Here is a 26,017-nt window from a genome sequence, read left to right as displayed (position 1 = left end):
ATCGTTCTCGAATGGAGGCGTGCAAGGATCCACTCCGGACCCGGACGGTCAGTCGAGGAGCGAGAGGGCCTGTGCCGCCGCGTCCCTGACGCGGGCCGGGTCCTGGCCGGCCTTGCCGACCACCCGCATGCCCTGCATGAGCACCAGCAACAGCCGCGCCAGCGCCCGGGGATCGCGCCCTTCGGGCAGCTCCCCCTGGGCTCCGGCGCGGGTGAGGGCCGAGGTGAGCGCCGTCTCCAGCCAGTCCCAGCTGGCCTCGACGCGCCGGGCCGCGACGCGGTCGTGCGGAGCCAGCTCGACGGCGGTGTTGGTGATGAAACAGCCGCGCCGCAGGTCGTCGGAGGCGGACTCCTCGGCAAAGCGCGTCACCACGGAACGGACCGCGGGAAGCGCGGGTCCCGGCTGGGACAGCTCTTCCATCAGGCCCGGGTCGCAGAGCTCGCCGTACCGCTCCAGCGCCCTGACGTACAGCCCGTGCTTGCTGCCGAACGTCCCGTAGATGCTGGCGCGGGCGATGCCGAGGTGCTCGACGAGGTCGGCCATCGACGTCGCCTCGTAGCCGCGCCGCCAGAACAGCTCAAGGGCCGACTGCAGCGCGGCGTCCGGATCGAATTCCTTGGTCCTGGCCACGAGAAGGACGCTACCTGTATCAAGAACGATCGGTCAAGAACGATCGATCAAAAACGAAGGACGGCCATCAGACCTCAAGGCGCAGCCGCAGCCGGCGCAGGCCGTCCCCGTTCGTCTCCACCGTTCCGTCCGGCCGCCACCCGAGCCGGGTGTAGAACGCCCGCGCCCGGTCGTTGTGCTCCCACACCCCGGCCAGCCCGGTGAGTACGCCCGTCTCGCGCAGGGACTGGACGTACGCCGCATGCAGCCGGCCGCCGATCCCGCGCCGCCACTGGCCGGGCCGTACATGGATCTGCGACAGCTCCAGCGCGGTGCCGGGCGCGTCCGACTCCATGGAGAGCACGCCCACCACCTCCCCGTCGGCCTCGGCGATCAGCGTCGTCTTCCCCGGCAACTGGATGGCCCGCGCCCACCCGTTGAACCGCGAGAGCAGCCCGCCCGCCGCGTCGGGCTCCGCTCCGGCCGCGGCGCCCTCCCGGTACGCCGCGGCGCACGCCGCCGTGTGGATGCTCACGACCGCGTCCAGGTCGTCCATCTCGGCAGGGCGTATGCGTACAGGAAGATCATTCATGCTGAATATGACGCAGAACGACGGCCATTGGTTCCCCGAATCGAGACCGGGCCGTTACCGGACCGAAGCCTACTTCCTGGGCCGGTGCCACCAACCCGCATCAACCGGGCACCACGAAGCCGCATTCGTAGGCGGCGATGACGGCCTGGGTGCGGTCGCGGGCGCCGAGTTTGGCGAGGATCCGGGCGACGTGGGTCTTGGCGGTTTCGGGGCCGAGGCCGAGACGTTCGGCGATCTCCGCGTTCGACAGGCCCGACGCCATCAGGCGCAGTACCTCGGCCTCGCGCTCGGTGAGGCGGTCGCGGAGGGCCTGCGAGGGGTCGACGGGGGCGTAGCGGGCGGCGAGGGCGCGTACGGCCGCCGGGAAGAGCAGGGAATCGCCGCGGCTCACCAGCCGTACGGCTTGGACGAGTTGGTCCGCCCCCGCGCGCTTCAGCAGGAAGCCGGAGGCGCCGGCGCGCAGCGCCTCGTAGACGTACGCGTCGTTCTCGAAGGTCGTCACGACGACGATGCGCGGTGGATCCGTCATGGTGCGCACCAGCTGCTCGGTGGCGCGGATGCCGTCGATCTCCGGCATTCGGACGTCCATCAGGACGACGTCCGGACGCAGTTCGCGCACCAGGGGGATGGCCTCGGCGCCGGTGGCGGCCTCGCCGACGACCTCCATGTCCGGTTCGCTCTCCAGGATCGCGCGCAGCGCGGTGCGCACCATCCGCTCGTCGTCGGCGAGGACGATCCGCAGGTTCATCGGGTCCCCGCCCCCAGCGGCAGGGCGACGCGCAGCCGCCACTGTGAACCGTCGGTTCCCGCCTCGAAGCGGCCGCGCAGGACGGACGTGCGTTCCTCGACGCCCATCAGGCCGCGTCCGCCGCCTGTTCTGCGGGAGGGGGCCGCCGTCACCGGGTTCATCATCTCGATCTCCAACTCGTCGTCCGTCAGCGCGATCCGCAGCCGGACCGGGACCTGTCCCGCGTGCCGCAGCGCGTTGCTGAGGCCTTCCTGCACGATCCGGTACGCCTCGCGGGAGACCATCGGCGGCACCGTGCCGAGATCGCCCTCGACGGACGCGTCCAGCGGGACGCCCGCCGCCCGCGTCTGCCCGAGCAGGGCGTCGAGGCCGTCCAGGGTGGGCCCCGGGGGAGCGGTCGAGCCGTCGCCGTCCTCGCGCAACAGGCCGAGTACGTCGTCGAGTTCGGCGACCGCGCGCCGGGTGGTCTCCTCGATGGCGGCCAGGGCCTGCCGGGCGAACTCCGGATCGCGGTCGAGCACCTTGCGCGCGGCGCCGGCCTGCAGCGTCACCGCGCTCAGCGCGTGACCCACCGAGTCGTGCAACTCGCGGGCGAGCCGGTTGCGCAGGGCCAGCCGTACGGTGCGCTGTTCGGCGGCGGCCAGCCGGTCGACGGGGGTCGGCCCGAGCAGCTCGGGGGAGCAGCGCGCCAGGAGCGACGCCGCACCCTTGGCGGTGAGCGCGAGCGCGGCCAGCAGGAGCACGGCGGCGAATGGGGTCAGAACGTGATGGCCGAGGGTGAGCGGGCGGGACCAGGGGAGTTCGTTCTCGCGCAGCCGCGCGGAGAACGGCAGCGCCAGCAGCACCACGGCGCCCGGCGGAACGGCCAGGGTCATTCCGCTGACGATGCCGCCGAGCCCCACGTGCAGCACGAACCAGCAGGACGTCCGGGCCCGTGCCGCCCACGTCCGGTCCTCCGAGGGCGCGGGCCCGCCCTCGGGGCCGGCGCCGAGCGCCCGCGCGGCCGAGCCCTCCAGATCGCGTACGAGGGGGAAGGCCGCGGCGGCGGCCGCCGCGATGGGGAGGGCGAGTGCGAAGGCCCCGAACTGCTGCGCGACCCACGCGGCGCTGCCCTCGTCGGCGTGCGCAACGACGTTCAGCGCGGTGTTCGTCAGCAGGTAGAACGGCATCAACAGCGCGCCGCCGAGGATGAGATGGACCCAGCGCAGCCGGGCCCGCCGGCCGAACAGCGCGCCGGCCGCCCGGAACAGCGCGCCACGCGCCCGGGACACCGACCGCGTCGGATCGTTTGCCGTCCTGGGCGTCGGCCCCCGCATCGGCCGGTCCGTTCGGTCAGCCACGCCGGGAGGCGGCGGTCGTGCCGTGCGCCGCCGCGCGTTCCGCGAGCAGATGGGCGCCGGCGACGAGAACGAGCATCCCGAGGAGCATCTGCACAGCGTAGGTCAGGTCCATCGCGACGGTCAGGACGTTGACGGCGTAGAAGGCGCTGTCGTCCAGGCTGCCGCGCAGCGAACTGCCGGTCGGGATGCCGACGGTGCTGCCGGAGAGCCAGGCGACCTTGAGTGCGAGATACGGGAGGCAGGCGGCGATGGCCACGGCCCGCAGGGCGCGGCGGGCCGGCGTGGTCCGCCGTCCGAGGCGGTGGGCGGGGACTGCTGGCCGAGCACGGTGGTTTCCCTACCGTCCACGCTCCCGGCCGGGCGTGGCCGCCACGTCCGGCCGGAAGACGATCCGCATCCCCGGAACGGGGGACCTGTCGGCCACGGCAATCGTCAACCAAGGGTTGACGCCCTCCGATCGTCAACTTAAAGTTGACGCATGACGGGACATCCAGTACGACTCGACGACCTCATCTCCCACGTCAAGGAACGGCACCCGGACGGCGACCCGCTGCAGAACCTCTCCGACGCGGTGACCCTGGCGGAGCACGTCGGCGAAGTCGCCGACCATCTGATCGGCCACTTCGTGGACCAGGCCCGCAGGGCCGGCGCCTCCTGGACCGACATCGGCCAGAACATGGGCGTCAGCAAGCAGGCCGTACAGAAGCGCTTCGTACCGAGAACCCCCGACGACCTCGACCTGCCGCTCGACTCCCTCTTCGGCCGCTTCACCAACCGCGCCCGCAACACGGTCAAGAGCGCCCAGGAGGAGGCGCGCGCCGCGCTGCACACGAGCCTGGGCACCGAACACCTCGTCCTCGGCCTGCTCCATGAGCCGGAAGGGCTGGCCTGCCGCGCCATGGTCGAACTGGGCGCGCCGCCGGAGGCGGTCCGCGCCGCCGTCAGCACCCCCGGCGGGGAGACCGAACCGGTGCAGGGCCACATGCCGATCACCGCCGGCGGCAAGAAGGCGCTGCACCTCGTCCTGCGCGAGGCGCTGCGCCTCGGGCACAACTACATCGGCACGGAGCACATCCTGCTCGGCGTCCTCAGCGACGAACAGGACCCCGCCGCCCAGGCCCTGGTGGGCCTGGGGGTCACCAAGGGACTGACGGAGGAGTGGGTCGTCGCGACGCTCCACGAACTGTCGAAGTAGCCCCGCCGACCCGCCAACCGCCGGCCCACCGGCCCCACCGGCCGCGCGGACGAGGCCGTCAGGCGTCCTTGCCCAGGGTGAGCAGCCGGTAGACGGGGTCAGGGCGCGGGGTGTGCTGGCCCGGCAGCGCGCCCAGGCCCTCGATGACGCCCTGGGCCTGGCGCGGGCTGAACTCCAGGGCGGAGGCGAAGTATCCGGCGCGGATCTTCTCGACCGTCAGCGCCGGGGACCGGCCCTGGCCGTGGCCGGTGAAGGAGGTCTCCGCGCCGGGGCGCAGCCCGTGGCCCGCCGCCCAGCCGACGACGGCCGCGGCCTCGTCGTAGGCGTCGGGGATGAGGTGCGGGGCGAGCAGCACGTCGATGTCGCTGTCCACCCCGTGCGCCAAGTCCTTGTCGACGGTGGTGATGAACACCCCGCCGGGCCGCAGCACCCGCGCGCACTCGGCGACGACCTCCGCGGCGTCCGGCAGCAGATGCAGCAGCCAGACGGCACAGACCGCGTCCACGGACCCGGTGGCGACCGGCAGCCGCCGGCTGTCGCCGAGCACCACGGTGGGTCCGACCCGGCCGGCGGCCACCGACGCCATACCGGCCGACGCGTCGACGCCCAGGACCCGCAGCCCCGGCCGGGCGAGCCGCTCGGTCACCAGACCGGTTCCGCACCCCACGTCGAGCAGGGTGCGGGCCCGGTCCGGCACCAGTTGGAGTACGGCGCGGGCCGCGGCTTCCGCCCGGGGGACGCCTCCGCGGGTCGCGTCGTACCGTTCGGCTTCTGCGTCGTAGTTCAGCACACGGGCAGCCTACGGGGAGTCATCAGCCGGCGAGGAAATCGCGTACTCCCTGCGATACCCCGTCGTCCCCCAGCAGGTCATTGTGCTTCAGGCACCCGGCGTCCGTGTTGACGGCGCCACTGAGCGCGACGCTGCTGTCCGGGTTGATGACCTCGTCGCACTCCGACCAGAACGTCGCGTACTTGACGGCGCCCGGCGTCTCGTCCCCGGCCGCCAGCTGGTTCTGCACGTAGGAGCCCGGCGACATGTCACGGCACGCCTGGTCCCAGATCACGCAGGCCCACGAGGTGTAGGTGCCGTGGTTGGGGCCGCCGAGCGAGACCCAGTGGTCGACGGTGGCCGTGCCGCCGCGGAACTTGACGTACCAGCGGGTGGTCAGGCTGCCGAAGGAGTGCGCGACCACGTCGACCTTCGACGCGCCCGTGCTGCTCAGCACGCTGTTGACGTAGTCGGTGAACCGGCCGGCCAGCACCTCGTTGACCGACTGGTGGGTGTCATAGCCCCAGCTGAACAGTTCGTCGTCGGTGTACCCGGCGGCCTTGAAGTCGGCGATCATCCCGCCCCACACGCCGGGGTCGGCGTTGTAGCCGTGGACGAAGATCACCGGATGGTGCGCGGGCGGGCCGGCGGGCTGGGCGCCCATCGACGCGGGCGCCGCGCCGAACAGCAGGGCCAGGGCGCCGAGTACGGACAGGAGCACGGTCGATCGGCGACGCATGAGACGCATGAACTGCCTCCTACGGGTGGGGGGATGAACGGGCCGTGGTGCCGGCCGCGCCTGCGCAGGTGCCGGCCGCTCCTATGTGGTGGGGGAGTAGGAGTACACCGAGGTGGAGACCATGCAGATGCCCGGCTGGACGACCTCCGCGCGCAGGGTGCCGGTGCGCGGGTCGAAGTCGATGCCCTCGGACTCGAACGTGCCGGAGCAGATGCTGCGCTTCGGCAGCTGGAGCAGCGTCGTCACCTGGCCGGTGACCGCGGTGCCGTCCAGCGCGTGCGGGAGGTCGACCTGCACCAGGTCCTTGGCGTCGTCGTCGGAGACGCACACCAGACGGGTGCCGGAGACGAAGTCGCAGCCCTGGATGTTGTCGACCGCGCGGCTCAGGGTGATCTGCCCGGCCTGCGCGAGCGCGCCGCCGGTGCGCGGGGTGGCCGGGTTGAGCAGCGGTGCCGGGAAGACCTGGAGCCGGTTCTGCGTGCCCCATTCGCCGGAGACCAGCCACTGCGCGTCGGGGGAGACGGTGGCGAAGGAGTTGTTGAGCGCCTCGCCGGGGTCGAGTGGGTGGACGTACTCGTAGCGCTGTCCGCCGGGAGTGGTGACGGCGTACATCTTCGACGTCGCGCCGTCCCCGCCCTGGTAGGCGTCGAAGACATGGCCCTGGGCGATGTCCGGGTCGCCGACGTGGTTCCAGCCCTTGATGCGCAGGGCGATCGGTATCGAGCCGAGACCCCGGTAGAGCAGCGAGCCGTCGGCGCGGCTGGCCACGCCCTCGCCGCCGGTCAGGGAGCCGGTGTACGAGGTGCCGGACTCGGTCCAGCCGCCGGGTGAGGCGGCCGAGGCGGTGGAGCCGACGACGGTGAGGGCGATGGCACCGGCCAGTACGGCGGCGGCATGGAGCGGTTTGGCGGTCACTGATCCTCCGTCAGATTGACATCTGGGGGCAGATCGTAGACCGGATGTCCGCACGTATCTACCCTTCGGTAACCATGTCCGCCTAGGCTTCCGCTGCTTCTCCACCCACGTTCACCGGGAGTGTTCCGTGAGACTTGCCCGAGCCGCCACCGCCTGTGCCTTCGTGCTCCTGCTCGGTTCCGCCGCCACCACGCCCGCCGTCGCGTCCCCCGCCGGTACGGCGGACGCGGCGGGCACGGCGCAGAGCCCGCAGGTCCCCCAGATCAAGCTCGTGACCAGCAACGTGATGATGCTGTCGCGCAACCTGTACCCGAACTGGGGGCAGTTGCAGCGCGCCGACCTGATCGCGAACGCGGGCTACACGCAGAACGCCGATGTCGTCATATTCCAGGAGGCGTTCGACAACGCCGCCTCCGACCGGCTGCTCGGCAACGTCAAGGGCCGCTACCCGTACCAGACGCCCGTGCTCGGCCGCTCCACCAGCGGCTGGGACCGCACCGAGGGCGCGTACAGCTCCTGGACGCCGGAGGACGGCGGCGTCGCCGTCGTCAGCAAGTGGCCGATCCTGGAGAAGGTGCAGCACGTCTACGCGGACGGCTGCGGCGCCGACTACTACTCCAACAAGGGCTTCGTGTACGTCGTCCTGAACGTGAACGGCACCCGCGTGCACGTCGTCGGCACCCACACCCAGGCCGACGACTCCTCCTGCGGATCGGGCGAGGCCGCGAGCATCCGGCACGGTCAGGACCAGGAGATCGACGCCTTCCTCGACGCCCGTGACATCCCCGCCGCGGAACCCGTCATCATCGCCGGCGACCTCAACATCGACGCGCACGGCAGCGACTACCCGGGCCTGCTCGCGGACCTCGACGCGGCCGCTCCCGACGCCGGTCCGGGCCCCGCGAACAGCTTCGACCCCGTCACCAACTCCGTCGCCCGGGACCGCTACCCGAACGACCCGGCCCAGCGCCTGGACCACGCGCTGCTGCGCAACGGCCACGCCCGGCCGGCCCACTGGAACAACCGCGTCGTCGACGAGCACTCCCCGAAGTGGTCGGTCTCCAGCTGGGGCACCACGTACTCGTACACCGACTACTCCGACCACTACCCGCTGGTCGCGGGCGACGTGTAACCGGCGGCGCCCCCTCCGAAGGAGGAGTGGGTGCGGCGGGGGTGCGGCGGCGGTGCGGCGGCCGGAAAACCAGTTGTGCGGACCATCGTCGACCGTCACGCTGGGTAACCAGTCACCCCGCCGCTCCACTCACCCCGCCGCTCCACTCACCTCCCCGGAGAGCCCGCACCGTGCAGTCCGCCATCACCGTCACGCCCACCCGTATACCCGAGCTGCTGCTCGGGCTGGCCACCGTGCGTCCGGTGTTCCTCTGGGGCGCGCCCGGGATCGGCAAGTCCTCGCTGGTCAGGGCCTTCGCCGAATCGCTCGGCCTGGAGTGCGTCTCGCTGCTGGGCACCCAGCTGGCCCCGGAGGACCTGATCGGCGTGCCGCAGATCCACGACGGGCGGACGCGCTTCTGCCCGCCCGAGGCCATCGCGCGCGACGAGCCGTACTGCCTGTTCCTGGACGAGCTCAACGCGGCGACGCCCGACGTCCAGAAGGCGTTCTACTCGCTGATCCTGGACCGCCGGATCGGCTCCTACGAGCTGCCCGCGGGCTCCATCGTCATCGGCGCGGGCAACCGGTCCACCGACAACGCGCTCGCCCGCCCCATCGCGTCCGCGCTCATCAACCGCCTCACCCACGTGCACCTGCAGGCCTCCGCGAAGGACTGGCTGGTGTGGGCGGGCGAGAACGGCATCCACCCGTGGGTGACGGATTACCTCACCGACCGGCCCGACCACCTGTGGTCGAAGGCGCCGAAGACCGAGGAGGCGTTCTCCACCCCGCGCTCATGGCACATGCTCTCCGACGCGCTGCACTCCTTCGGCCCGACGCTCGACGAGGACACCCTCAAGGTCATCACGCACGGCACGCTCACCCCCGCGCACGCCGTCTCGTTCTGCGGCTACGCGAAGATCGTCCGCAACGCCTACGGCATCGACGCGATCATCAAGGGCGACGCCCCCTGGCCGCGCCGTATCGAGGACCGCGATCTGCTCTACTACCTCGCCGACGCGTTCCGCGGCCGGCTCGCCAAGGAGCTGCCGGACCGCAAGGAGCACACCTCCGAGTCCGTCCGGCAGACCGCCTACCGTTCCAAGGCGCTGCTCGTGCAGCTCGCGGAGATCTCCGTCGAGGTCGCCCAGACCGTCATCGCCGACGACATGGACGGCAATCCCGTGCTGCCCGCCTGGTTCCTCGTCGAGGCCGCCCGCGACATGCCGCGGCTGGTCGAGGCGCGCCGGTGAAGGCCCGCGCGAAGCGGCCCGACAAGCAGCGGGAACTGGCGGACGCGGCGTACCTGAAGGGGTGTGCGATCGTCTCCGCGCACCCCGCGCTGTCCGCCCTCGACGTCTCGTTCTGCCGGCTGCCCGCGTGTGAGCACCGTCCGGAGCGCGGCCTGGCCATGGTCACCTCCAACGGCACGGTCCACGCCCACCCGTACCGCCGTGCCGAGCCGGGCGCCTGGGCCTGGGCGCTCGCGCACTGCCTGCTGCACCTCGGCTTCGGCCATGTGCCCGCCGCTGCCGGGCCGCGCGAGCAGCCCGACGCCTTCGACCTCGCCGCGCGCTGCGTCGTCGTCAACCGCTTCCTGGCCGCGATGCCCGTCGGGGAAGCGCCCGAACACCTGCCGCGCAGCTGGCCGGACGGCGACGAGGACAAGCTCGCCGAACGCTTCCGCCGGGACGGCGTTCCGCCCGCCTACGCCGACTGCGGCACCGCCGGCCCCGGCGAGCCCGACCAGCTGCTCACCGAGTGGATCTCCTGGCGCGGCAGTCCGCCGGACTGGAGCAACGCCCTCGCGCACGCCCTGACCCGTACGGTGTCGGCCGCGATGGAAATGGCGGGCGGCCGGCGCGACACCCTCACCGGAGCCCGGGTGGAGCAGCGGCCCTGGGAGCGCGCGCTCAACTGGTTCGTGTCCTCGTACCCGCTGCTGGGCGGGATCGCCGCGGGCATGACGCTGGTCGCGGACGCCGAACTCGCCCGTGCGCACGGCATCTCCATCGCCGCGGTCAGCCCGGAAGCGGCCGAGATCTACATCAACCCGCTGCTCCACCACACGGACGAGGAATGGCGCTTCATCCTCGGCCACGAGATGCTGCACGCCGCCCTGCGGCACGGCGAGCGCTGCGGCGGCCGCGACCCGTACCTGTTCAACGTCGCCGCCGACTACGTCATCAACGCCTGGCTGATCGAGATGGACGTCGGGGAGATGCCCGCCGGACTGCTGCACGATCCCGAACTCCACGGCCTGTCCGCCGAGGAGGTCTACGACCGCATCGCCACCGACCTGCGCCGGATGCGGCGGCTGGCGACGCTGCGCGGCAAGGGCAAGGGCGACATCCTCGGCGAGCCGCTGCCCCGGCCCGCCCGGCCGGCGGAGTGGGTCGACCTCGACGAGTTCTACCGCCGCGGCCTGATGTCCGGCTTCGACCTGCACTCGACGCGCGAGCGCGGGCTGCTCCCGGCCGGGCTCGTGGAGGAGATCAACGCGCTCAGTCACCCGCCGCTGGCCTGGGACGCCCAACTCGCCCGCTGGTTCGACGAGTACGTCCCCCGTCCCGAACCGGTCCGCTCCTACGCCCGCCCCTCCCGCCGCCAGTCGTCCACCCCCGACATCCCGCGTGCGGGGCGGTACTTCCCGCCCGAGGAGGTGGCCCGCTGCACCTTCGGAGTCGTCCTCGACACCTCGGGATCGATGAGCACCACGCTGATCGGCAAGGCGCTGGGCGCCATCGCCTCCTACGCCGCGGCCCGCGACGTGCCCGCCGCCCGCGTCATCATGTGCGACGCGGCGGCGCACGACGCGGGGTACGTCCCGGTCGCGGACATCGCCGGCCGGGTCCGCATCCACGGGCGCGGCGGCACCGTGCTCCAGCCCGCCCTGGACCTCCTGCACCGCGCGGACGACTTCCCGCCGACCGCGCCCGTCCTGATCATCACCGACGCCGAGTGCGACGTGCTGCGCCCGCGCCGCGAGCACGCGTACCTCGTACCGCGCGGCGCGGTCCTCCCGTTCACCCCGAAGGGCCCGGTCTTCCGGATGGTGTGAAGCCCGCCGACAGGCCGTGCGGGCGGGCGGGCCGTGCGGGCCGTGAAATGTGGTGCGGTACGGCGGCCGGGGCGGCAGACTCGGCCGGATGGAGACGTATCTGATCGGCGGCGGCTGGGACGAAGCGGCCGCGCCCGCGGTGTACAGGCCGTTCCTCGCCGCGGCGGGCCACGACCCGGTCGTCGCGTGCCTGCTGATCGACGAGGGCTTCGGGGCGGCCGACTTCGGCCGGTACGAGGCGGTGCTGCGCGCCGTGGCGCCCTGCCGGCCCTACCCCGTCCTGGTGCCGCCCGGCGGCGAACTGGACCCCGCCGCGCTGGACGGGGCGGCCGCGGTGCTGGTCTGCGGCGGTCTGACCCCCGCCTACGGCGACGTCGTCGCCGCGCACGCGGGCCTGCTGCGCTCGGTCCCGTACGCGGGATTCTCGGCGGGCGCGGCCGTCGCCGCGGACCTCGCGCTGGTCGGCGGCTGGCTCGCGGACGGTATCCCGGTCTGCCCGGAGGAGACCGCAGAGGATCTCGACGAGATCACCCTGCGGCCGGGGCTCGGCCTCGTCCCGTGCACCGTCGAGGTCCACGCGGCCCAGTGGGGAACGCTGGCCCGGATCGTCGAGACGGTGGCCCGCGGCGCGGTCGCGGTGGGCGTCGCCATCGACGAGAACACGCTGCTCACGGTGGACGGCGCGCGCTGCGCGGTCTCCGGCCTCGGCCGCGTCCACCTGGTGCGCGCGGGGGAGGCGACGACCGTCAGGTCCTACCGGGCGGGAGAGACCTTCACGCTGTAGCCCCCGCCCCCGCCCCCGCCCCCGCCCCCGCCCCTGAACCGGACATGACGATGGCGGCACCCGAACGGGTGCCGCCATCGGATCATGCGGTCAGTTGACCGACTCGGGGTCCGGGCCGATGCGGTTGCCCGCGTCGAGACCGGCGAGAGCCGTCATGTCGGCGTCGGTCAGCTCGAAGTCGAACACGTCGATGTTCTCCTTGATCCGGGACGGCGTCACGGACTTGGGGATCACGACGTTGCCGATCTGGAGGTGCCAGCGCAGCACGACCTGGGCCGGGGTGCGGCCGAGCCGCTGCGCGATCGTGCCGATCACCGGTTCGTCCAGCAGGCCCTTGCCCTGGCCGAGCGGCGACCACGCCTCGGTGGCGATGCCGTGCTCGGCGTGGACGGCGCGCAGCGGGGCCTGGGCGAAGTCCGGGTGCAGCTCGACCTGGTTGACGGCCGGGACGATCGAACCCTCGTCCAGGACGCGGCGCAGCTGCGCGGGGCCGAAGTTGGAGACGCCGATGGTCCTGGCGCGGCCGTCCGCCTGGATCTTCTCCAGGGCGCGCCACGTGTCGGTGTACAGATCGCGGGCCGGCGTCGGCCAGTGGATCAGGTACAGGTCGACGTAGTCCAGGCCCAGCTTGGCCAGCGAGTCGTCGAAGGCCGCCAGGGCCTTGTCGAACCCGTGCGCGTTGTTCCACAGCTTCGTCGTGATGAAGAGTTCTTCGCGCGGCACACCGGAGGTGGCGATCGCCTTGCCGGTGCCCTCCTCGTTGCCGTAGATCGCGGCGGTGTCGATGCTGCGGTACCCGGCCTCCAGCGCGGTGGTGACAGCGGCCGTGGCCTCGTCGTCCGGCACCTGCCAGACACCGAAACCGAGCTGCGGCATCTGGACGCCGTTGTTGAGGGTGATGAAGGGGACCTTGCTGCTCACGAGCGGCGATCCTAACGTTGACGTTCATGGGGGTTTCTGGTCCAACGATGTCCTCAGGACCTCCATTCCCGTTCTCCTCCGGTTCTCCGTAAACGTTTCCGGGATTGCCGGAGCCGGCTGCGGACCCGCCGGTCAGGCCGTCGTCCCCAGGTAGGCGTCCCGTACCGCCGGATCGGCCCTCACCTGAGCCGGGCTGCCCTGCGCGAGCACGGTTCCGAGGTCCAGGACGACGACCCGGGCGCACAGCTCCATCACGAAGGCCACGTTGTGCTCGACGAGAAGCACCGCGCACCCCTCCTGCCCGGCGAGCCGCCGCACGACGCCGGCGAGCTGCTCGCGCTCCCCGCCCGACATCCCCGAGGCGGGTTCGTCCAGCAGCAGGACCCGGGGCGGGTCCGCCAGCGCGCGGGCGACCTCGACCATCCGGGCCTGGCCGACCGGGAGCGTTCCGGCGTACACCGACCGCAGGTCGTAGAGACCACACTGGCGCAGCACCTGCTCGGCCCGGGACCGGCGGGCCCGTTCCCGCGACCGCCGGGACGGCGCCGACACCAGATCGGCCGCGAGGCCGCCTCCTCCGCCGTCCCACTCCTGGGCGACGACGAGATTGTCGATGACCGTGAGCTGCCCGAACAGCTGCTGGCGCTGGAACGTGCGGCGCAGGCCGTGCCGGGCCCGCCAGACGGGGGAGCGGCCGGTGATGTCCCGGCCGTCGAGCAGCACCCGGCCCGCGTCGGGGCGGCGGATGCCGGAGACGGCGTCGAAGAACGTGGTCTTCCCCGCGCCGTTCGGGCCGATCAGCCCGCACACCTCGCCCGCGCGGACGCCGAGCCCGACCCCGTCCAGGGCGCGGACGCCGCCGAACCGCACGCCGATGCCGTCCGCCCGCAGCACCTCACCGGTCACGGCCGGCCACCTCTCCGTCGACGTCCACATCGGTGTTCGCGCCCGGGCCGGTGACCGCCGGGGCGGCGATGCCGAGGTATGCCTCGGTCAGCCGGTCCGTCTCGACCTCCGCGCGCGGGCCGCACCACGACACCCGGCCGGACGACAGATACGCGACGGTGTCGGCGAGGCCGAGCACTTCCGCCGCCTTCTCCTCGACGAACAGCAGCGCGGTGCCCGCCGCACGCAGTTCGGTGAGTACGGCGAAGACCTCGTCGACGACGCGCGGGGCGAGGCCCAGCGAGGGTTCGTCGGCGATCAGGACCTTCGGCGGCCGCTGCAGCAGCGGGGCCAGCGCCAGCATCTGCTGCTCGCCGCCGGACAGCGAACCGGCGAGGACCCCGCGCCGCGCCGCGAGCTGCGGGAAGCGTTCGTAGACCTGCCCGCGCGCGGTCCTGCCGGGCAGATACAGCGTCAGGTTCTCCTCGATGGTCAGCGCGGGGAAGATCCCGCGGCCCTCGGGGGCGAGCAGGATTCCGTCGCGGGAGCGCCGCACCGGACCCTCGCGGGTACCGTCCCTGCCGTGCGTCAGTACCGAGCCGTGCGCGGGTGCGAGGATGCCGGCGGCGACCCGGCAGATGGTGCTCTTGCCCGCCCCGTTGGGCCCCAGCAGCGCCAGGATCTCACCGGGCCGGACGGTCAGATCCACCCCGTGCAGGACGGTGGCGCCGTCGTATCCCGCGTGCACGCCGCGCAGTTCGAGCGCGGGCGGCCGGGAGGTGGCGGGGGCCGGGGCGAGCGGGCGTCCCGGTGCGGCCGGGGGAGGATCCTCCACGGTCCGCTCGATCCGTGCCGCCCCCTCCGCCCGCCGTCTGCGCAGCCGCACGGAGACCGCCGCGCAGTAGCCGTCGGGGTCGTTGGCGAGGGCGAGTCCGGCCAGGCCGAAGAGGATGACCGGCAGGTGCGCGGAGTCGGTGACGTAGGTCTGGAAGAGGTGCGGGACGACCGCGAAGACCAGCCCGGCGACCACCGCGAACTGCGGCCTCCGCAACCCGGCGGCGACGACCACCGCCAGCCAGACCAGACCGGTCAGCGCGGTGAAGTCCGTTGCGGTGATCCGGGTGTTGTAGGAGGCGTACATGACGCCGCCGAAGCCCGCGAGCCCCGCGGACAGCGCGAAGAGCACCAGCTTCGTGCGGACCACCGAGACCCCGGACGCCATGGCGGCGGCGGGCGCCGACCGCACCGCGAGGATCGCGCGGCCGGTCGCCGAGCCGCGCAGCGCGCTGAGCGCCGCGACGACCACGGACAGCAGCACGATCAGGGCGACGCCCATCGCCCGGTCGTCGGCGAGGTCGACCGGACCCAGGACGGGCCGCGGGATCGACCAGCCCGCGTCGCCGTTGCGCAGCCAGCCCAGTTGGAACAGCACCTGGTCGGCGAGGAAGGCCAGTGCGAGCGTGGCGAGGGCGAGGCTCCGGCCGCCCAGCCGCAGCGCGGGCAGCGCCACCAGCGCGCCGAGCACCGCCGCGACACAGGTCCCGACGGCCGCCGCCGCGACGAACGGCCAGCCGTGGCTCATCAGCAGCCCGGCCACCAGCGCGGCGCCGGTCACGAACGTCGCCTGCGCGAGGCTCACCATCGCGCCGAGCCCGGTGACCAGGGTGAACGAGACGAACACCAGGGAGATCGCCAGCCCCTGGGTGAGCAGACCGCTCCAGAACGGCGTGGTGACGGTGTAGAAGGCGAGGGCGAGCAGCGCGGCGGCCGCCGTCCAGGGCCCCCAGCGCCGCGCCCAGGACGCTCCCGCCAGATAGTCCGGGGTGGTGACGTCCGCCGCGGCCGTGCCCGCCGCGCGCTGCCGGCGGGCCATCAGCAGCAGTCCCGCGAAGAGCAGGAAGAACGGAACGGCGGTACGGAATCCGGTGATCCGGTCGGCGAAGGAGGCGTATCCGGCGGCCAGGTTCTGCAGGACGCCGAGCGCGAGGCCGCCCGCGAACGCGAGCGGGATCGACGCGAAGCGGCCGAGGACGGCGGCGGTCGCGGACACGAAGAGGAAGAGCGTGTAGTCGTGCGCGGACAGGCCGAGCAGTGGGGTGGCGAGCACCCCGGCGAGTCCGGCCAGCGCCGAGGACAGCATCCAGGCGATCGACGACAGCCGGTCCGCGCTGATCCCGCGCAGCTCGGTCAGCGAGCGGTTGTCGACGGCGGCGCGCAGCCGCAGGCCGAGGGTGGTGTGCCGGAGCAGCACCCACAGGCCCAACGCGACCACGGCCGTGGTGATCCAGGTGATCAGCTGGTCGGAGTCGACGCCCACTCCGTCCATGAGCTGCCAGGACCTCGCCGGGCTCGGCCCGACGCCCGGCAGCCCGAACTGGTTCTCGGCGGGCTGCACGGAGACCCCCGTGTCCCGCAGGAGTTCCACGGCCCACAGCCCGGCCGCCGGCAGCGCGACGAGCAGGCCGATCGTCGCCACGATCTGCGCGGTCTCCCCGGCCTTCGCCAGCTTCCGGAACATCGCCCGGTCCAGCGCCCAGCCGGTGGCCGGCGCGACGACCACGACGAGCAGCAGCGCCGCGGGGACGGCCGGCCAGCCGAAACCGGAGTGCAGTTCGTAGTAGCCCAGGGCGCACAGGTACGCGGTCGCGCCGTGCGCGAAGTTGAACAGGCCCGAGGCGGAGTACGACAGGACGAGTCCCGTCGCCAGCAGCGCGTAGAGCGCCCCCGACACCAGGCCGCTCAGTACGAAACCCAGCAGGTCTCCCATGGCCACTGCCTTCCGCGGTCGCTCATGACTACGTGACTACCTGAGGAGGAGGTGCAGGGCAGGCCCAGCACCTGTCGCCGCCCTACTTGAACGGGATCGCCGGGTAGCACTTGAAGGGCACGGCGACCTCGTACGTCCCGCCCTTCAGCCGCACCAGGCTGCCGCAGCCGAAGCCCTGGGTGTGTCCCTTGGGGAAGCTCCGCTCGCCCGCCGGGCTGCCGGTGTCCGAGAAGCTGTCGGCCGCCTTCTGGAAGGTGGCGGTGGTCAGGTCCCGGCCGGTCTTTTTCGCGATGGCCAGGAAGAGGTCGGCCGACAGATAGCCGGTCATCATATGGAGGTTGGGGCGGACATCCGCGCCGCCGATCTTCCTGACGTCCTTGAGGAACTGCGCGATGGCCGGGCTCGTCGACTCGAAGGGCTCGAACTGCACCAGGACGTAGACGCCGTCGAGCGCCTGCGCGGTGGTGGCCTTGGCGAGCAACCCCGGGTCGTAGTCGGTCGGGTCGGAGAGCGCGCCGTGGAACCCGGCCCGCTTGAGGGCGGTGAACAGGCCGATGTTCTGCGGGGTCTGCATCACGGAGACGACCGCGTCCGGCGCCTTGCCACCGTTGCTCTTCAGGATCTCGCCGGTGTACGCGGACCAGTCGCTCGGCGCGGCGGCGGCCGGGACCGAGGCCTTGGCGTACGTCACCTTGAAGCCGGCGGCCGTGAAGCCCTGGGTGTACGTCCTGATGCCGAACTTCCCCGCGTCGCTGTCGGCGGCGATCAGCGCCACGCTCCGGTCCTTCGCGCCGCCGAGCGCCTGGGCCAGGCCCTCGGGCCAGGACTGGGTGATGGTGCCGCCGGGGCTCGGGACCAGGCAGCCGTTGAAGCCGTAGGTGGTGGCGGGGCCGCAGAAGGCGGGCAGCGTGCCCCAGCCGAAGACCGGCACCTTCTGCTGCTGCAGGAAGTCGGCGCCGGAGAAGGTGACCGAGCTCATCGGCACGACCGAGAAGACCTTGTCCTGCTGGACGAGCTTGCGGGCGGCGGCCAGGTTGCGGCTGGGGTCCTGCCCGTCGTCCTCCGCCCCCAGATAGTCGATCTTCCGCCCGTTGACGCCGCCCTCGTCGTTGGCGCGCTGGAAGCGGGCCTTCGCCCCGAGGTCGGTGTCGGCCTTGCTGTACCCGCTCGACGAGGTCTTGGAGACGATGCCGCCGACGGTGATCGAGTCAGCGGTGACACCACGGGCGGACGCACCGGCCTTGTCCTGCGGGGAGGTGCTGGTGGAGGCGGAGTTGCAGGCGGTGGCGAGCAGCAGCGAGGCCGCGGCTGCGGCGAGGAAGCGGATCGGTCGCGACACGTCAGGGTCCCTCCGGGGCCGGATGAGTTCCTGCATTCTGCGGTCGACCTGACGGTCCGTCAATGAATAATCCAACATCATGTGACGATCCATCAGATGTGGATCCGCTCTCCGGACGGCTCCCGGACGGCTCCCGGTCGGCTCCCGGTCGGTTGCCGGTCCGGGAGGCGTCAGCCCCGGTAGAGCGCCTCGATCTCCTCCGGGAACGCCTTCTCGATCGCCTTGCGCTTCAGCTTCAGCGACGGCGTCAGCAGCCCGCGCTCCTCGGAGAACTGGGCGGCCAGGATCCGGAACGTACGGATCGACTCGGCCTGCGAGACCAGGGTGTTGGCGGCGACCACCGCCCGCCGGATCTCGGTCTCCAGTTCCGGGTCGTGGACCAGTTCCTCGTCCGGCAGCCGCGGCTTGCCGCGCATCGTCAGCCAGTGCCCGACGGCGTCCGGGTCGAGTGTCACCAGCGCGGCGATGAACGGCCGGTTGTTGCCGACCGCCACGCACTGCGCGATCAGCGGATGGGACCGCACCCGGTCCTCCAGACCGCTCGGCGAGACGCTCTTGCCACCGCTGGTGACCAGGATCTCCTTCTTGCGGCCGGTGATGGTCAGATAGCCCTCCTCGTCGAGCGCACCGATGTCGCCGGTCGCCAGCCAGCCGTCGCCGAGCACCTCGGAGGTGGCCCGCGGGTTGTTCAGATACCCCTGGAAGACCTGGCCGCCGCTCAGCCAGATCTCGCCGTCCTCCGCGATGTGCACGGTGGTGCCCGGCACGGGCTGCCCCACCGTGCCGAAGCGGGTCTGCTCGGGCGGGTTGGCGGTGGCGGCGGCGGTGGTCTCGGTGAGCCCGTAGCCCTCGTAGATCGTCACTCCCGCGCCGCTGAAGAACAGCCCGAGCCGGCGCTCCATCGCCGAGCCGCCGGAGATCGCGTGCCGCACCCGGCCGCCGAGCGCGTCCCGCACCTTGCTGAAGACGAGCTTGTCGTAGATCTGGTGCTGCATCCGCAGGGCCGCGCTCGGGCCGTGCCCGGTGCCGAACGCCTTGGCCTCGACCGCCTCCGCGTACCGCACGGCGATCTCCACCGACTTGTCGAACGGGCCGAGCTTTCTGCCCGCCTCCGCCTTGCGGCGCGCGGCCTGGAAGACCTTCTCGAAGACGTACGGAACGGCCAGCACGAACGTCGGCCGGAAGACGGCCAGGTCCGGCAGCAGGTCGGCGGCGGTCATGCTCGGCTGGTGCCCGAGCCGGATCCGGTGCCGGACGCACGCCACCTCCACCATCCGCCCGAAGACGTGCGCGAGCGGCAGGAAGAGCAGCGTGGACGGCTCCTCACCCGGCTTGTTCGCGAAGACCGTCTCCCAGCGGGCCACCACGTTGTCCGCCTCGGCCATGAAGTTGCCGTGGCTCAGCACACAGCCCTTCGGCCGGCCGGTGGTGCCCGAGGTGTAGATGATGGTGGCCGTCGCGTCCGGGGTGACCGCGAGCCGGTGCCGGTCGATCACCTCGTCGCCGATGTGGGTGCCGGCCGCGGCGAGCTCCTCGACACAGCCCGCGTCGAGCTGCCACAGCCGGCTCAGCTGCGGCAGCTCGTCGACGGCGGCACCGATCGTCATCGCGTGGTCCTCGTGCTCCACGACGCAGGCGACCGCGCCCGAGTCGTGCAGCATCCAGCGCACCTGGTCGAGGGAGGACGTCGGGTACACGGGGACCGGCTGGGCGCCGATGGTCCACAGCGCGAAGTCGAAGACGGTCCACTCGTAGCGGGTGCGGGACATGATCCCGACGCGGTCGCCGAAGCGCACCCCGTTGGCGAGCAGGCCCTTCGCGACGGCCACCACCTCGTCGCGGAACTCGAGCGCGGTCACGTCCTGCCAGTGCCCGTCCACCCGGCGGCCGAGCACCACCTGGTCCGGGTGGTCGGCAGCGTTGTTGAACACCGCGTCCGCCAGTCCTCCGACCTGGGGCGCCGTGGCCATCGGGGGAACGGTGAACTCGCGCAACTGGTGCTCCTCGAGCCGCTGGGCCTGTCCGGCGGGCGGGCCGTAAGCTACCTGATCCGCCGACCGGGCGGGAAGGCTTGGTCCGCACCAGTACCTTCGGACATCTGTGCTGGTAGGGCACTGGTTCCCGGTTGTGGCAAGGAGTTACGCCGGAGGGCCGGACCCCCGAAGGTTGTCCGGCCCCGCCGATCTCCACCAAATCTGCGCCAACCGGTTACCGCCGCTCTACAGCGGGGACGGCCGCGGGGACGGACCCCGATTCCGTCCCGGAAGCCGCTCCCGCGCCCGCCGGAGCGGGCACCACGGGCCGGGCCGCGGGAGTCTTCACGAGGAGCAGCACGGCGATGCCGGCCAGCACCCCGATGACACCGGCCACCATGGCCGCCGTGCTCAGCCCGGACGCGAAGGCCGAGTGCAGCGCATGGTCCACGGCCGCCCGCTGACCGGCCGGCGTCCGGCCCAGCACGCCCTGGGCGCCGCCGCCCGCCAGCGCCCGCGCCGTGCCGTGCGCGTCGGGCACCGCACCGCGCAGCGAGGTCTCCATCCGGGAGGCGACGATGGTGCCGAAGACCGCGACCCCGAGCGCGTACCCGAGCTGGCGGAAGGTGTTGACCGCGCCGCTGGCCATGCCCGCGCGGTGCGGCGGTACGGAGGCGAGCGCCGCGCCCGCCACCGCCGGATTGACGAGCCCGACGCCGACCCCGGCCACCAGCAGGCCAGCGGTGAGCGAGGCCCAGCCCGAACCGGCGTCCAGCAGGCTCTGGCCGAACGCGCCCAGCCCGATCAGCACCAGCCCGATCCCGATCACCAGCCGGTACGGGGCACCGTGCAGGAACTTGCCGCCCAGCGCGGCCGTGACGAACCCCGCCGCCGCCAGCGGGACCAGCACCAGGCCGCCGAGCACCGGGCTCAGCCCCAGCAGCGTCTGCAGCCAGAGGGAGGTGTACGGCAGGAACCCGAACGCGGCGGCGTTGAGCGCCAGCGCGCCGGCCATCACCCCGACGAACGAGGCGTTGCGGAACAGGCTCAGATCGAGCAGCGGATGCGCCGACCGGCGCTCCACCGCGATGAACAGCCCGAGCGCTGCGACCGCCGCGAGCAGCGTGGCGATGGTGCGCCCCGAACCCCAGCCGACCGCGTCGGCCCGGATCACCGCGTACGTGGCCAGGCCCGCGAAGAGCGTGAAGGTGGCGGTGCCCGCCCAGTCGATGCGGTGCCCGGCGCCCTCCCGCCGCGACTCGGGGACCACCTTGAGGGTCAGCCACACCGCGACCAGGCTGACCGGCAGATTGACGAAGAAGATCCAGCGCCAGTCGAACCCCTGGGTGAGCAGACCGCCGGCGATCGGGCCCAGCGCCGCCGCCCCGCCGCTGACCGCGCCCCACACCCCGAGCGCCACCGACCGGTCCCTGCCCTGGTAGACGGCGGCCAGCAGGGAGAGCGTCGTCGCGAACATCGCGGCCGCGCCGATCCCCTGGACCGCGCGCATCGCGACCAGCACCGTGGTGTTGGGCGCCAGACCGCAGGCGAGCGAGGCGGCCGCGAAGACGACCGTCCCCGCCACGTACATCTTCCGCCGGCCCACCACGTCCGCCGCGGATCCGGCGCCGATGAGCAGGGCGGCGAGCGCCAGCGCGTAGATGTCGATGACCCACTGCAGGTCCGACAGCGACGCGCCGAGCGAGCTGGTGATGTCGGGCAGCGCGACGATCACGATCGTGACGTCGAGCAGCAGCATGAACGTACCCAGACAGACCGCTACCAGCGGTCCCCACTTACGCATCGCGATTCCTCGTTCTCTTCGGTTCTCCCGGTCCGGCGCCCGTTGACCCCGCGACTCGCCCTACGATCGACAGCGGCGGACGCATCCACCAGCCACGGCGGACCAAGCGTCGCTTTCCGACATCAAGGAGGGCTTGAGCGGTGGATTCTCCGTCCTTCGACGAGCTGGACCTCAAGCTGATCCAGGCGCTGCAGCTCGACGGACGGGCGCCCTTCAGCCGGATCGCCGCGGTCCTCGGCGTCTCCGACCAGACGGTCGCCCGGCGCTTCCGCAGGCTGCACGCCGACGGCGGGCTGCGGGTGGTCGGCGTGGCCGACGCCGAACGGCTCGGCCGCACCAGCTGGCTGCTGCGGCTGCGCTGCGCGCCCGACGCCGCGGAGGCCATCGCCCAGGCACTCGCCCGCCGGCCCGACACCAAGTGGATCGGTCTGACCTCCGGCGGCACCGAACTGCTCTGCGTCGCGGAACCCCGCACCCGGGACGACCACGCGGCACTGATGCTCGGCAAGCTCCCGCGGACGCCCAGCATTCTGGAGATCAGCGCCCTGTGCCTGCTGCACACCTTCTACGGCGGGCCGCTGGGCTGGTTCGCCAAGGGCGAGGGGCTGACCCCCGCCGAGGTCGAGGCACTCACCCCGCCGCCGGCCGAACCGTTCACCGAAGTGATCACGCTCGACGCCGAGGACGAGCGGCTGATCGACGCGCTGGGCCGCGACGGCCGGGCCACCTACCCCGAACTCCAGCAGCTCACCGGGCTGTCGGAGTCGGCCGCCAAACGGCGGCTGGAGCAGCTGCGCCGGATCGGGGCGCTCTTCATGGACGTCCAGTTCGACGCGGACCAGCTCGGCTACCGGGCGCACGCCGTGCTCTGGCTCACCGTGCGGCCGTCCGCCCTGTCCGCCGTCGGCCAGGCGCTCTCCGAGCACAGCGAGGTCGCCTTCGCCTGCGCGACCACCGGATCGTCGAACCTCTTCGCCGCCGTCCTGTGCCGCGACACCGCGCACCTCTACCGCTACCTCAGCGAGAAGATCGGCGCGCTCGACGGCGTCCAGCACGTCGAGACCGCGCCCACGCTGCGCCGCGTCAAGCACCTGGCGTACGAGGAGCGGCGGCGCTGAGCCGGCCCGTCGTCCGGTCCGCCTTTCGGTCCGTCTTCCGGTCGGAAGGGCTCACACCGCCCGGTGCAGCCGGTCGCCCGCGGCCAGGATCGCGGCGGCGAGCGCGTACGCGGCATCGGCCGCGTCCGGGGCCGAGCCGCGGCGGCGGCCGTGCAGCAGGACGAAGTCGACGCCACCGAGCTCCGGCAGGCCCGCCCGGGGCGGGACGGGAGCCAGGCCGGGTGGGATGAGCCCCTGGGCGTGCACCATCACGCCGAGCCCCGCGAGGGCCGCGGCGGTCAGCCCGCTCAGGGAGCGGCTGGTGCAGGTGATCCGCCAGGCGCGGCCCTGCCGGCCGAGGACGTCCAGGGCGCGGGCCCGGGTGATGCCGGGCGGCGGATAGACGATCAGCGGCACCGGCCGGTCGGGATCCAGCCGCAGCCGCCGGCCCTCGGCGGCGATCCACACCAGCTTGTCGCGCCAGACGAGCTGCCCAGGCCCGCCCTCGCCGAGCCGCTTGGCGAGCACCAGGTCCAGATGGCCGGCCGCCAGCCGCTCGTGCAGGGTGCCGGAGAGCTCGACGGTCAGTTCGAGGTCCACCTCGGGGTGGTCGCCGCGGAAGCGCTCCAGGATCTCCGGCAGCCGTGGCGTCGCCAGATCCTCCGAGACGCCGAAGCGCAGCCGCCCGCGCAGCCGGGTGCCCGCGAACCAACCGGCGGCCCGTTCGTTCGCCTCCAGGATGGTGCGGGCGAAGCCCAGCATGGCCTCGCCGTCCTCGGTCAGACCGACGCTGTGGGTGTCGCGGGAGAAGAGCCGGCGCCCGGTGGCCTCCTCCAGCCGCCGCACCTGCTGGCTCACCGTGGACTGCCGCAGGCCCAGCCGCCGGGCGGCCTGCGTGAAGCTCAGGGTCTGCGCGACGGTCAGGAACGTCTTCAACTGCGCGGGGTCGTACACGGTGCCAGGTTATCGCGGAACGTGATAACAGTCAGAGCGGCCAGAGGGATTCCCGATCGCCATGATCAGGAGGAGGCTGGGGAGGCAACCCGCCCGCCCCCAGAGGCCGGGCCGCCCCACGAAGTAGGAGCAATGCGCCGCCCCACGTACCCCGCCTGGCTCCCGGTCGATCCGTTCATCGCGGGGCTCCTCGGCACCGTCCTGCTCGCAGCGCTGCTGCCCGCCACCGGAGGCGCCGCCACCGTCGCGGGCGGTGCGACCGACGCGGCGGTGGCGCTGCTCTTCTTCCTCTACGGCGCCCGGCTGTCGACCCGCGAGGCCCTCGACGGCCTCAAGCACTGGCGGCTGCACCTGACCGTGCTCACCTGCACCTTCGCGGTCTTCCCGCTGCTCGGACTGGCCGCCCGCGGCCTCGTTCCGTTCGCCCTCTCACCGCAGCTGTACACCGGACTGCTCTTCCTGTGCCTGCTCCCCTCCACCATCCAGTCGTCGATCGCCTTCACCTCGATCGCCCGCGGCAACGTGGCCGCCGCCATCTGCGCGGGCTCGTTCTCCAGCCTCATCGGCGTCTTCCTGACCCCACTGCTGGCCGCCCTGCTGCTCGGTGGCGGCGGCGGGGTCTCGGCGCACTCGGTGCTCGACCTCGTGCTGCGGCTCCTCGCGCCGTTCCTCGCCGGGCAGTTGCTGCGCCGCTGGACCACCGGCTTCCTGACCCGGCACAAGAAGGCCCTGGGCCACGTCGACCGGGGTTCGATCCTGCTGGTCGTCTACACCGCGTTCAGCGCGGGGATGGCCCAGGGCATCTGGCACCAGGTCACTCCCGTGCGGCTGCTGGAACTGCTCGTCGTGGAGGCCGTGCTCCTCGCGGTGATGCTCGCCCTGACGTCGTACGGCGCCCGCCGGCTCGGCTTCGACCGCGCGGACCGCGTCACCATCGTCTTCGCCGGATCGAAGAAGAGCCTCGCGTCGGGACTGCCGATGGCCACCGTGCTGTTCGGCGCGCAGGCGGGCCTGACGATCCTGCCGCTGATGCTCTTCCACCAGATGCAGCTGATGGTCTGCGCGGTGATCGCCAAACGCTGGGCGCGACGGGACGGCGGCCCGGACCCGGACCCGGTCTCCCCGCAGGGTCAGCGCAGGAGGTTCACGACCAGCACCGCCAGGGCCATCGCCAGGAAGAGCAGATACGCGCCCAGCGAGCGCCCCCGGTCGCCCGCCCGGAGCTGACGCGACAGCACCCAGCCGAAGATGACCGCTTCGACGGCGGCGCCCGCCACCCCGAGCGCCGGCACCCACAGGCCGACGATCACCGCGACCGTGGCGAACAGATGCAGCACACCCAGCAGGGACACGACCCACAGGAACTGCCCCTGGAGCAGGCCCAGCCGGGTCAGTTCATCGAGCCGGACGAGGCCGACTCTCGCACGGAACAGCGCGACGACCGCGGAGGGGACGACCTCACACAGCAGCAGGACCGTCAGCACCACGGTCAGTGTGAACACCGGATCTCCTAGCGCTGGGTGCGGACGCGGGCGAGTTGTCTGGACTGGGCGACCAACCGGCCCGAGGAGTCCCACACTTCGGCGTCCTCCTCCATGTAGCCGTCCGCGAAGTTGCGCGTCGAGTGGACGATGCGCAGCCAGCCCGGGGCGGGCTTCGCCCGTACGTGCACGGTCAGTTCCAGGGTCGGGGCCCAGCCGCCGATGCCCAGGTCGAAGCTGGTCGGGGGCAGCGCGTCCGCCGCCAGGAGCAGCAGCAGCGGGTCGGGCTCGCGCCCGTCGGGCATCCGCAGCCAGCCCTGGATGACGCCCCGGCCGGACGGTGCGCCCATCGCCCAGCCGACGGTGTCCGGGTCGAGCCGCAGATCGAGCCGGCTGAGCAGTTCCGCCTGCTCGACGAAGGACGGCGGCGCCAGTTCGGCGCCGACGCACTTCTCGGGCGGCGGAAGGTTCGGGGGAGTGGCGCTGGTACGGATGTCGCCGGCCGCGTGGCGGTCCAGATCGCCGTACGTGGCGATGGCCCGCAGCCGCTCCTCGCCGCCCTGCAGCATCGAGACGGTGCCCGTGGAGACGGTGCGGCCGCGCCGCAGGGTCTCGGTGCGCAGTTCCGCCGGGCCCGCGGTCGACGTGGACAGGTAGTAGGCGGTGATGGAGAACGGGTCGCTGTGCCCGTCCTCCCCGCCGCCGAGTTCGGCGGCCAGCGCGCGGGCCGCTAGCGCCAGCAGCAGACCCCCGTTGATGCCCTTGCCGATCCGCCAGCCGCCGTCGAGCTCGGCATCGAAGACGGACGGCTCCCCGGACCGCGCCAACACAGCGGTTCCGCGGTCGAATTCGTACCCCTGATCAGTCTCACGGTCTCTCACACCGCGCAGCGTACGACAGGACCTCCGGAGCGGCGGAGACCGGCCGGCGCAG

General features: G+C 72.5%; 24 protein-coding genes. 7 read left to right on the top strand and 17 right to left on the bottom strand.

Features of this window, described 5'->3' with window-relative positions:
- Nucleotides 1-48: 48 nt before the first annotated feature.
- The 5 genes from LNW73_RS05460 to LNW73_RS05440 form a co-directional block, all read right to left on the bottom strand.
- The gene (locus tag LNW73_RS05460; protein WP_250978449.1) at nucleotides 49-630 is read right to left on the bottom strand and encodes a TetR/AcrR family transcriptional regulator; all 582 of its coding nucleotides are present in this window, start codon (nucleotides 628-630) and stop codon (nucleotides 49-51) included.
- Nucleotides 631-697: 67 nt separating this feature from the next.
- Nucleotides 698-1,165: a GNAT family N-acetyltransferase gene (locus LNW73_RS05455; RefSeq protein ID WP_250989145.1), complete on the bottom strand. Its 468-nt coding sequence runs from the start codon at nucleotides 1,163-1,165 to the stop codon at nucleotides 698-700.
- Nucleotides 1,166-1,301: 136 nt separating this feature from the next.
- Nucleotides 1,302-1,949 (bottom strand): response regulator, encoded by a 648-nt coding sequence (locus tag LNW73_RS05450; RefSeq protein WP_250989144.1) that lies wholly within the window; start codon nucleotides 1,947-1,949, stop codon nucleotides 1,302-1,304.
- A complete protein-coding gene (locus tag LNW73_RS05445) occupies nucleotides 1,946-3,220 on the bottom strand; it encodes a sensor histidine kinase (protein WP_374118039.1) in 1,275 nt (424 codons plus the stop codon). Before LNW73_RS05445 ends, LNW73_RS05450 begins: the two co-directional genes overlap by 4 nt.
- A 61-nt stretch (nucleotides 3,221-3,281) precedes the next feature.
- Nucleotides 3,282-3,545: a hypothetical protein gene (locus tag LNW73_RS05440; RefSeq protein ID WP_250989143.1), complete on the bottom strand. Its 264-nt coding sequence runs from the start codon at nucleotides 3,543-3,545 to the stop codon at nucleotides 3,282-3,284.
- A 222-nt stretch (nucleotides 3,546-3,767) separates the two neighbouring features.
- On the opposite strand from LNW73_RS05440, the gene LNW73_RS05435 reads away from it, so the two are divergent.
- Nucleotides 3,768-4,484: a Clp protease N-terminal domain-containing protein gene (locus tag LNW73_RS05435; RefSeq protein ID WP_250989142.1), complete on the top strand. Its 717-nt coding sequence runs from the start codon at nucleotides 3,768-3,770 to the stop codon at nucleotides 4,482-4,484.
- 58 nt (nucleotides 4,485-4,542) lie between these two features.
- Here LNW73_RS05435 and LNW73_RS05430 read toward each other — a convergent pair whose 3' ends face one another.
- The 3 genes from LNW73_RS05430 to LNW73_RS05420 all read right to left on the bottom strand — a co-directional run bounded on the left by LNW73_RS05430 (nucleotide 4,543) and on the right by LNW73_RS05420 (nucleotide 6,907).
- On the bottom strand, nucleotides 4,543-5,274 hold the full coding sequence (locus tag LNW73_RS05430; protein WP_250989141.1) for a class I SAM-dependent methyltransferase: 732 nt from the start codon (nucleotides 5,272-5,274) through the stop codon (nucleotides 4,543-4,545).
- 22 nt (nucleotides 5,275-5,296) lie between these two features.
- The gene (locus LNW73_RS05425) at nucleotides 5,297-6,001 is read right to left on the bottom strand and encodes an esterase/lipase family protein (protein WP_250989140.1); all 705 of its coding nucleotides are present in this window, start codon (nucleotides 5,999-6,001) and stop codon (nucleotides 5,297-5,299) included.
- Nucleotides 6,002-6,073: 72 nt separating this feature from the next.
- Nucleotides 6,074-6,907: a hypothetical protein gene (locus tag LNW73_RS05420; protein ID WP_250989139.1), complete on the bottom strand. Its 834-nt coding sequence runs from the start codon at nucleotides 6,905-6,907 to the stop codon at nucleotides 6,074-6,076.
- Nucleotides 6,908-7,034: 127 nt separating this feature from the next.
- Here LNW73_RS05420 and sph point away from each other — a divergent pair, with 127 nt between their 5' ends.
- The 4 genes from sph (at nucleotide 7,035) to LNW73_RS05400 (ending at nucleotide 11,863) form a co-directional block, all read left to right on the top strand.
- Complete coding sequence (gene sph / locus LNW73_RS05415; RefSeq protein ID WP_250978457.1) at nucleotides 7,035-8,039, top strand: sphingomyelin phosphodiesterase; 1,005 nt, start codon at nucleotides 7,035-7,037, stop codon at nucleotides 8,037-8,039.
- A gap of 170 nt (nucleotides 8,040-8,209) precedes the next feature.
- A complete protein-coding gene (locus tag LNW73_RS05410; protein ID WP_250989138.1) occupies nucleotides 8,210-9,271 on the top strand; it encodes an ATP-binding protein in 1,062 nt (353 codons plus the stop codon).
- Nucleotides 9,268-11,079, top strand: a complete 1,812-nt coding sequence (locus LNW73_RS05405; RefSeq protein ID WP_250989137.1) for a vWA domain-containing protein — start codon at nucleotides 9,268-9,270, stop codon at nucleotides 11,077-11,079. The genes LNW73_RS05410 and LNW73_RS05405 overlap by 4 nt, the downstream gene beginning before the upstream one ends.
- A gap of 88 nt (nucleotides 11,080-11,167) precedes the next feature.
- Nucleotides 11,168-11,863 carry a hypothetical protein gene (locus LNW73_RS05400; protein ID WP_250989136.1) on the top strand — a complete coding sequence of 232 codons (696 nt, stop codon included), beginning with the start codon at nucleotides 11,168-11,170 and terminating at the stop codon, nucleotides 11,861-11,863.
- 90 nt (nucleotides 11,864-11,953) lie between these two features.
- Here LNW73_RS05400 and LNW73_RS05395 read toward each other — a convergent pair whose 3' ends face one another.
- From LNW73_RS05395 to LNW73_RS05370, 6 genes are all read right to left on the bottom strand, one after another.
- Nucleotides 11,954-12,739 (bottom strand): aldo/keto reductase, encoded by a 786-nt coding sequence (locus LNW73_RS05395; RefSeq protein WP_250992812.1) that lies wholly within the window; start codon nucleotides 12,737-12,739, stop codon nucleotides 11,954-11,956.
- Nucleotides 12,740-12,916: 177 nt separating this feature from the next.
- Nucleotides 12,917-13,690 carry an ABC transporter ATP-binding protein gene (locus LNW73_RS05390; RefSeq protein WP_250989135.1) on the bottom strand — a complete coding sequence of 258 codons (774 nt, stop codon included), beginning with the start codon at nucleotides 13,688-13,690 and terminating at the stop codon, nucleotides 12,917-12,919.
- Nucleotides 13,680-16,436, bottom strand: a complete 2,757-nt coding sequence (locus LNW73_RS05385) for an ABC transporter permease subunit (protein WP_250989134.1) — start codon at nucleotides 16,434-16,436, stop codon at nucleotides 13,680-13,682. Before LNW73_RS05385 ends, LNW73_RS05390 begins: the two co-directional genes overlap by 11 nt.
- 82 nt (nucleotides 16,437-16,518) lie before the next feature.
- The gene (locus LNW73_RS05380; RefSeq protein ID WP_250989133.1) at nucleotides 16,519-17,775 is read right to left on the bottom strand and encodes an ABC transporter substrate-binding protein; all 1,257 of its coding nucleotides are present in this window, start codon (nucleotides 17,773-17,775) and stop codon (nucleotides 16,519-16,521) included.
- Nucleotides 17,776-17,945: 170 nt separating this feature from the next.
- On the bottom strand, nucleotides 17,946-19,769 hold the full coding sequence (locus LNW73_RS05375; RefSeq protein WP_250989132.1) for an AMP-dependent synthetase/ligase: 1,824 nt from the start codon (nucleotides 19,767-19,769) through the stop codon (nucleotides 17,946-17,948).
- 214 nt (nucleotides 19,770-19,983) lie between these two features.
- Nucleotides 19,984-21,552, bottom strand: coding sequence for an MFS transporter (locus LNW73_RS05370; RefSeq protein WP_250989131.1), 1,569 nt, complete (start codon nucleotides 21,550-21,552; stop codon nucleotides 19,984-19,986).
- A gap of 140 nt (nucleotides 21,553-21,692) precedes the next feature.
- On the opposite strand from LNW73_RS05370, the gene LNW73_RS05365 reads away from it, so the two are divergent.
- Nucleotides 21,693-22,670, top strand: a complete 978-nt coding sequence (locus LNW73_RS05365; RefSeq protein ID WP_250978466.1) for an Lrp/AsnC family transcriptional regulator — start codon at nucleotides 21,693-21,695, stop codon at nucleotides 22,668-22,670.
- Between the two features lie 51 nt (nucleotides 22,671-22,721).
- Here LNW73_RS05365 and LNW73_RS05360 read toward each other — a convergent pair whose 3' ends face one another.
- Nucleotides 22,722-23,603: a LysR substrate-binding domain-containing protein gene (locus tag LNW73_RS05360; RefSeq protein WP_250989130.1), complete on the bottom strand. Its 882-nt coding sequence runs from the start codon at nucleotides 23,601-23,603 to the stop codon at nucleotides 22,722-22,724.
- Between the two features lie 132 nt (nucleotides 23,604-23,735).
- Here LNW73_RS05360 and LNW73_RS05355 point away from each other — a divergent pair, with 132 nt between their 5' ends.
- Nucleotides 23,736-24,830, top strand: a complete 1,095-nt coding sequence (locus LNW73_RS05355) for a bile acid:sodium symporter family protein (protein ID WP_250989129.1) — start codon at nucleotides 23,736-23,738, stop codon at nucleotides 24,828-24,830.
- Here LNW73_RS05355 and LNW73_RS05350 read toward each other — a convergent pair.
- Both LNW73_RS05350 and LNW73_RS05345 read right to left on the bottom strand, forming a co-directional pair.
- Nucleotides 24,734-25,105, bottom strand: a complete 372-nt coding sequence (locus LNW73_RS05350) for a hypothetical protein (protein WP_250989128.1) — start codon at nucleotides 25,103-25,105, stop codon at nucleotides 24,734-24,736. The two genes, LNW73_RS05355 and LNW73_RS05350, sit on opposite strands and share 97 nt — an antisense overlap.
- Nucleotides 25,106-25,113: 8 nt before the next feature.
- Nucleotides 25,114-25,965, bottom strand: a complete 852-nt coding sequence (locus tag LNW73_RS05345) for a thioesterase family protein (RefSeq protein ID WP_250989127.1) — start codon at nucleotides 25,963-25,965, stop codon at nucleotides 25,114-25,116.
- Nucleotides 25,966-26,017: the final 52 nt, after the last annotated feature.

The sequence above is a fragment of the Streptomyces sp. RKAG337 genome, from assembly GCF_023701715.1.
Lineage (GTDB): Bacteria > Actinomycetota > Actinomycetes > Streptomycetales > Streptomycetaceae > Actinacidiphila.
This window is presented reverse-complemented; position numbering and strand designations above follow the sequence as displayed.

Bases quoted from the DNA above. Each gene is read 5' to 3' on its own strand.
- LNW73_RS05455 (WP_250989145.1), bottom strand. From the start codon at position 1,165: ATGGACGACCTGGACGCGGTCGTGAGCATCCACACGGCGGCGTGCGCC.
- LNW73_RS05450 (WP_250989144.1), bottom strand. From the start codon at position 1,949: ATGAACCTGCGGATCGTCCTCGCCGACGACGAGCGGATGGTGCGCACC.
- LNW73_RS05435 (WP_250989142.1), top strand. From the start codon at position 3,768: ATGACGGGACATCCAGTACGACTCGACGACCTCATCTCCCACGTCAAG.
- LNW73_RS05425 (WP_250989140.1), bottom strand. From the start codon at position 6,001: ATGCGTCTCATGCGTCGCCGATCGACCGTGCTCCTGTCCGTACTCGGC.
- LNW73_RS05400 (WP_250989136.1), top strand. From the start codon at position 11,168: ATGGAGACGTATCTGATCGGCGGCGGCTGGGACGAAGCGGCCGCGCCC.
- LNW73_RS05395 (WP_250992812.1), bottom strand. From the start codon at position 12,739: ATGCCGCAGCTCGGTTTCGGTGTCTGGCAGGTGCCGGACGACGAGGCC.
- LNW73_RS05385 (WP_250989134.1), bottom strand. From the start codon at position 16,436: ATGGGAGACCTGCTGGGTTTCGTACTGAGCGGCCTGGTGTCGGGGGCG.
- LNW73_RS05370 (WP_250989131.1), bottom strand. From the start codon at position 21,552: ATGCGTAAGTGGGGACCGCTGGTAGCGGTCTGTCTGGGTACGTTCATG.
- LNW73_RS05355 (WP_250989129.1), top strand. From the start codon at position 23,736: ATGCGCCGCCCCACGTACCCCGCCTGGCTCCCGGTCGATCCGTTCATC.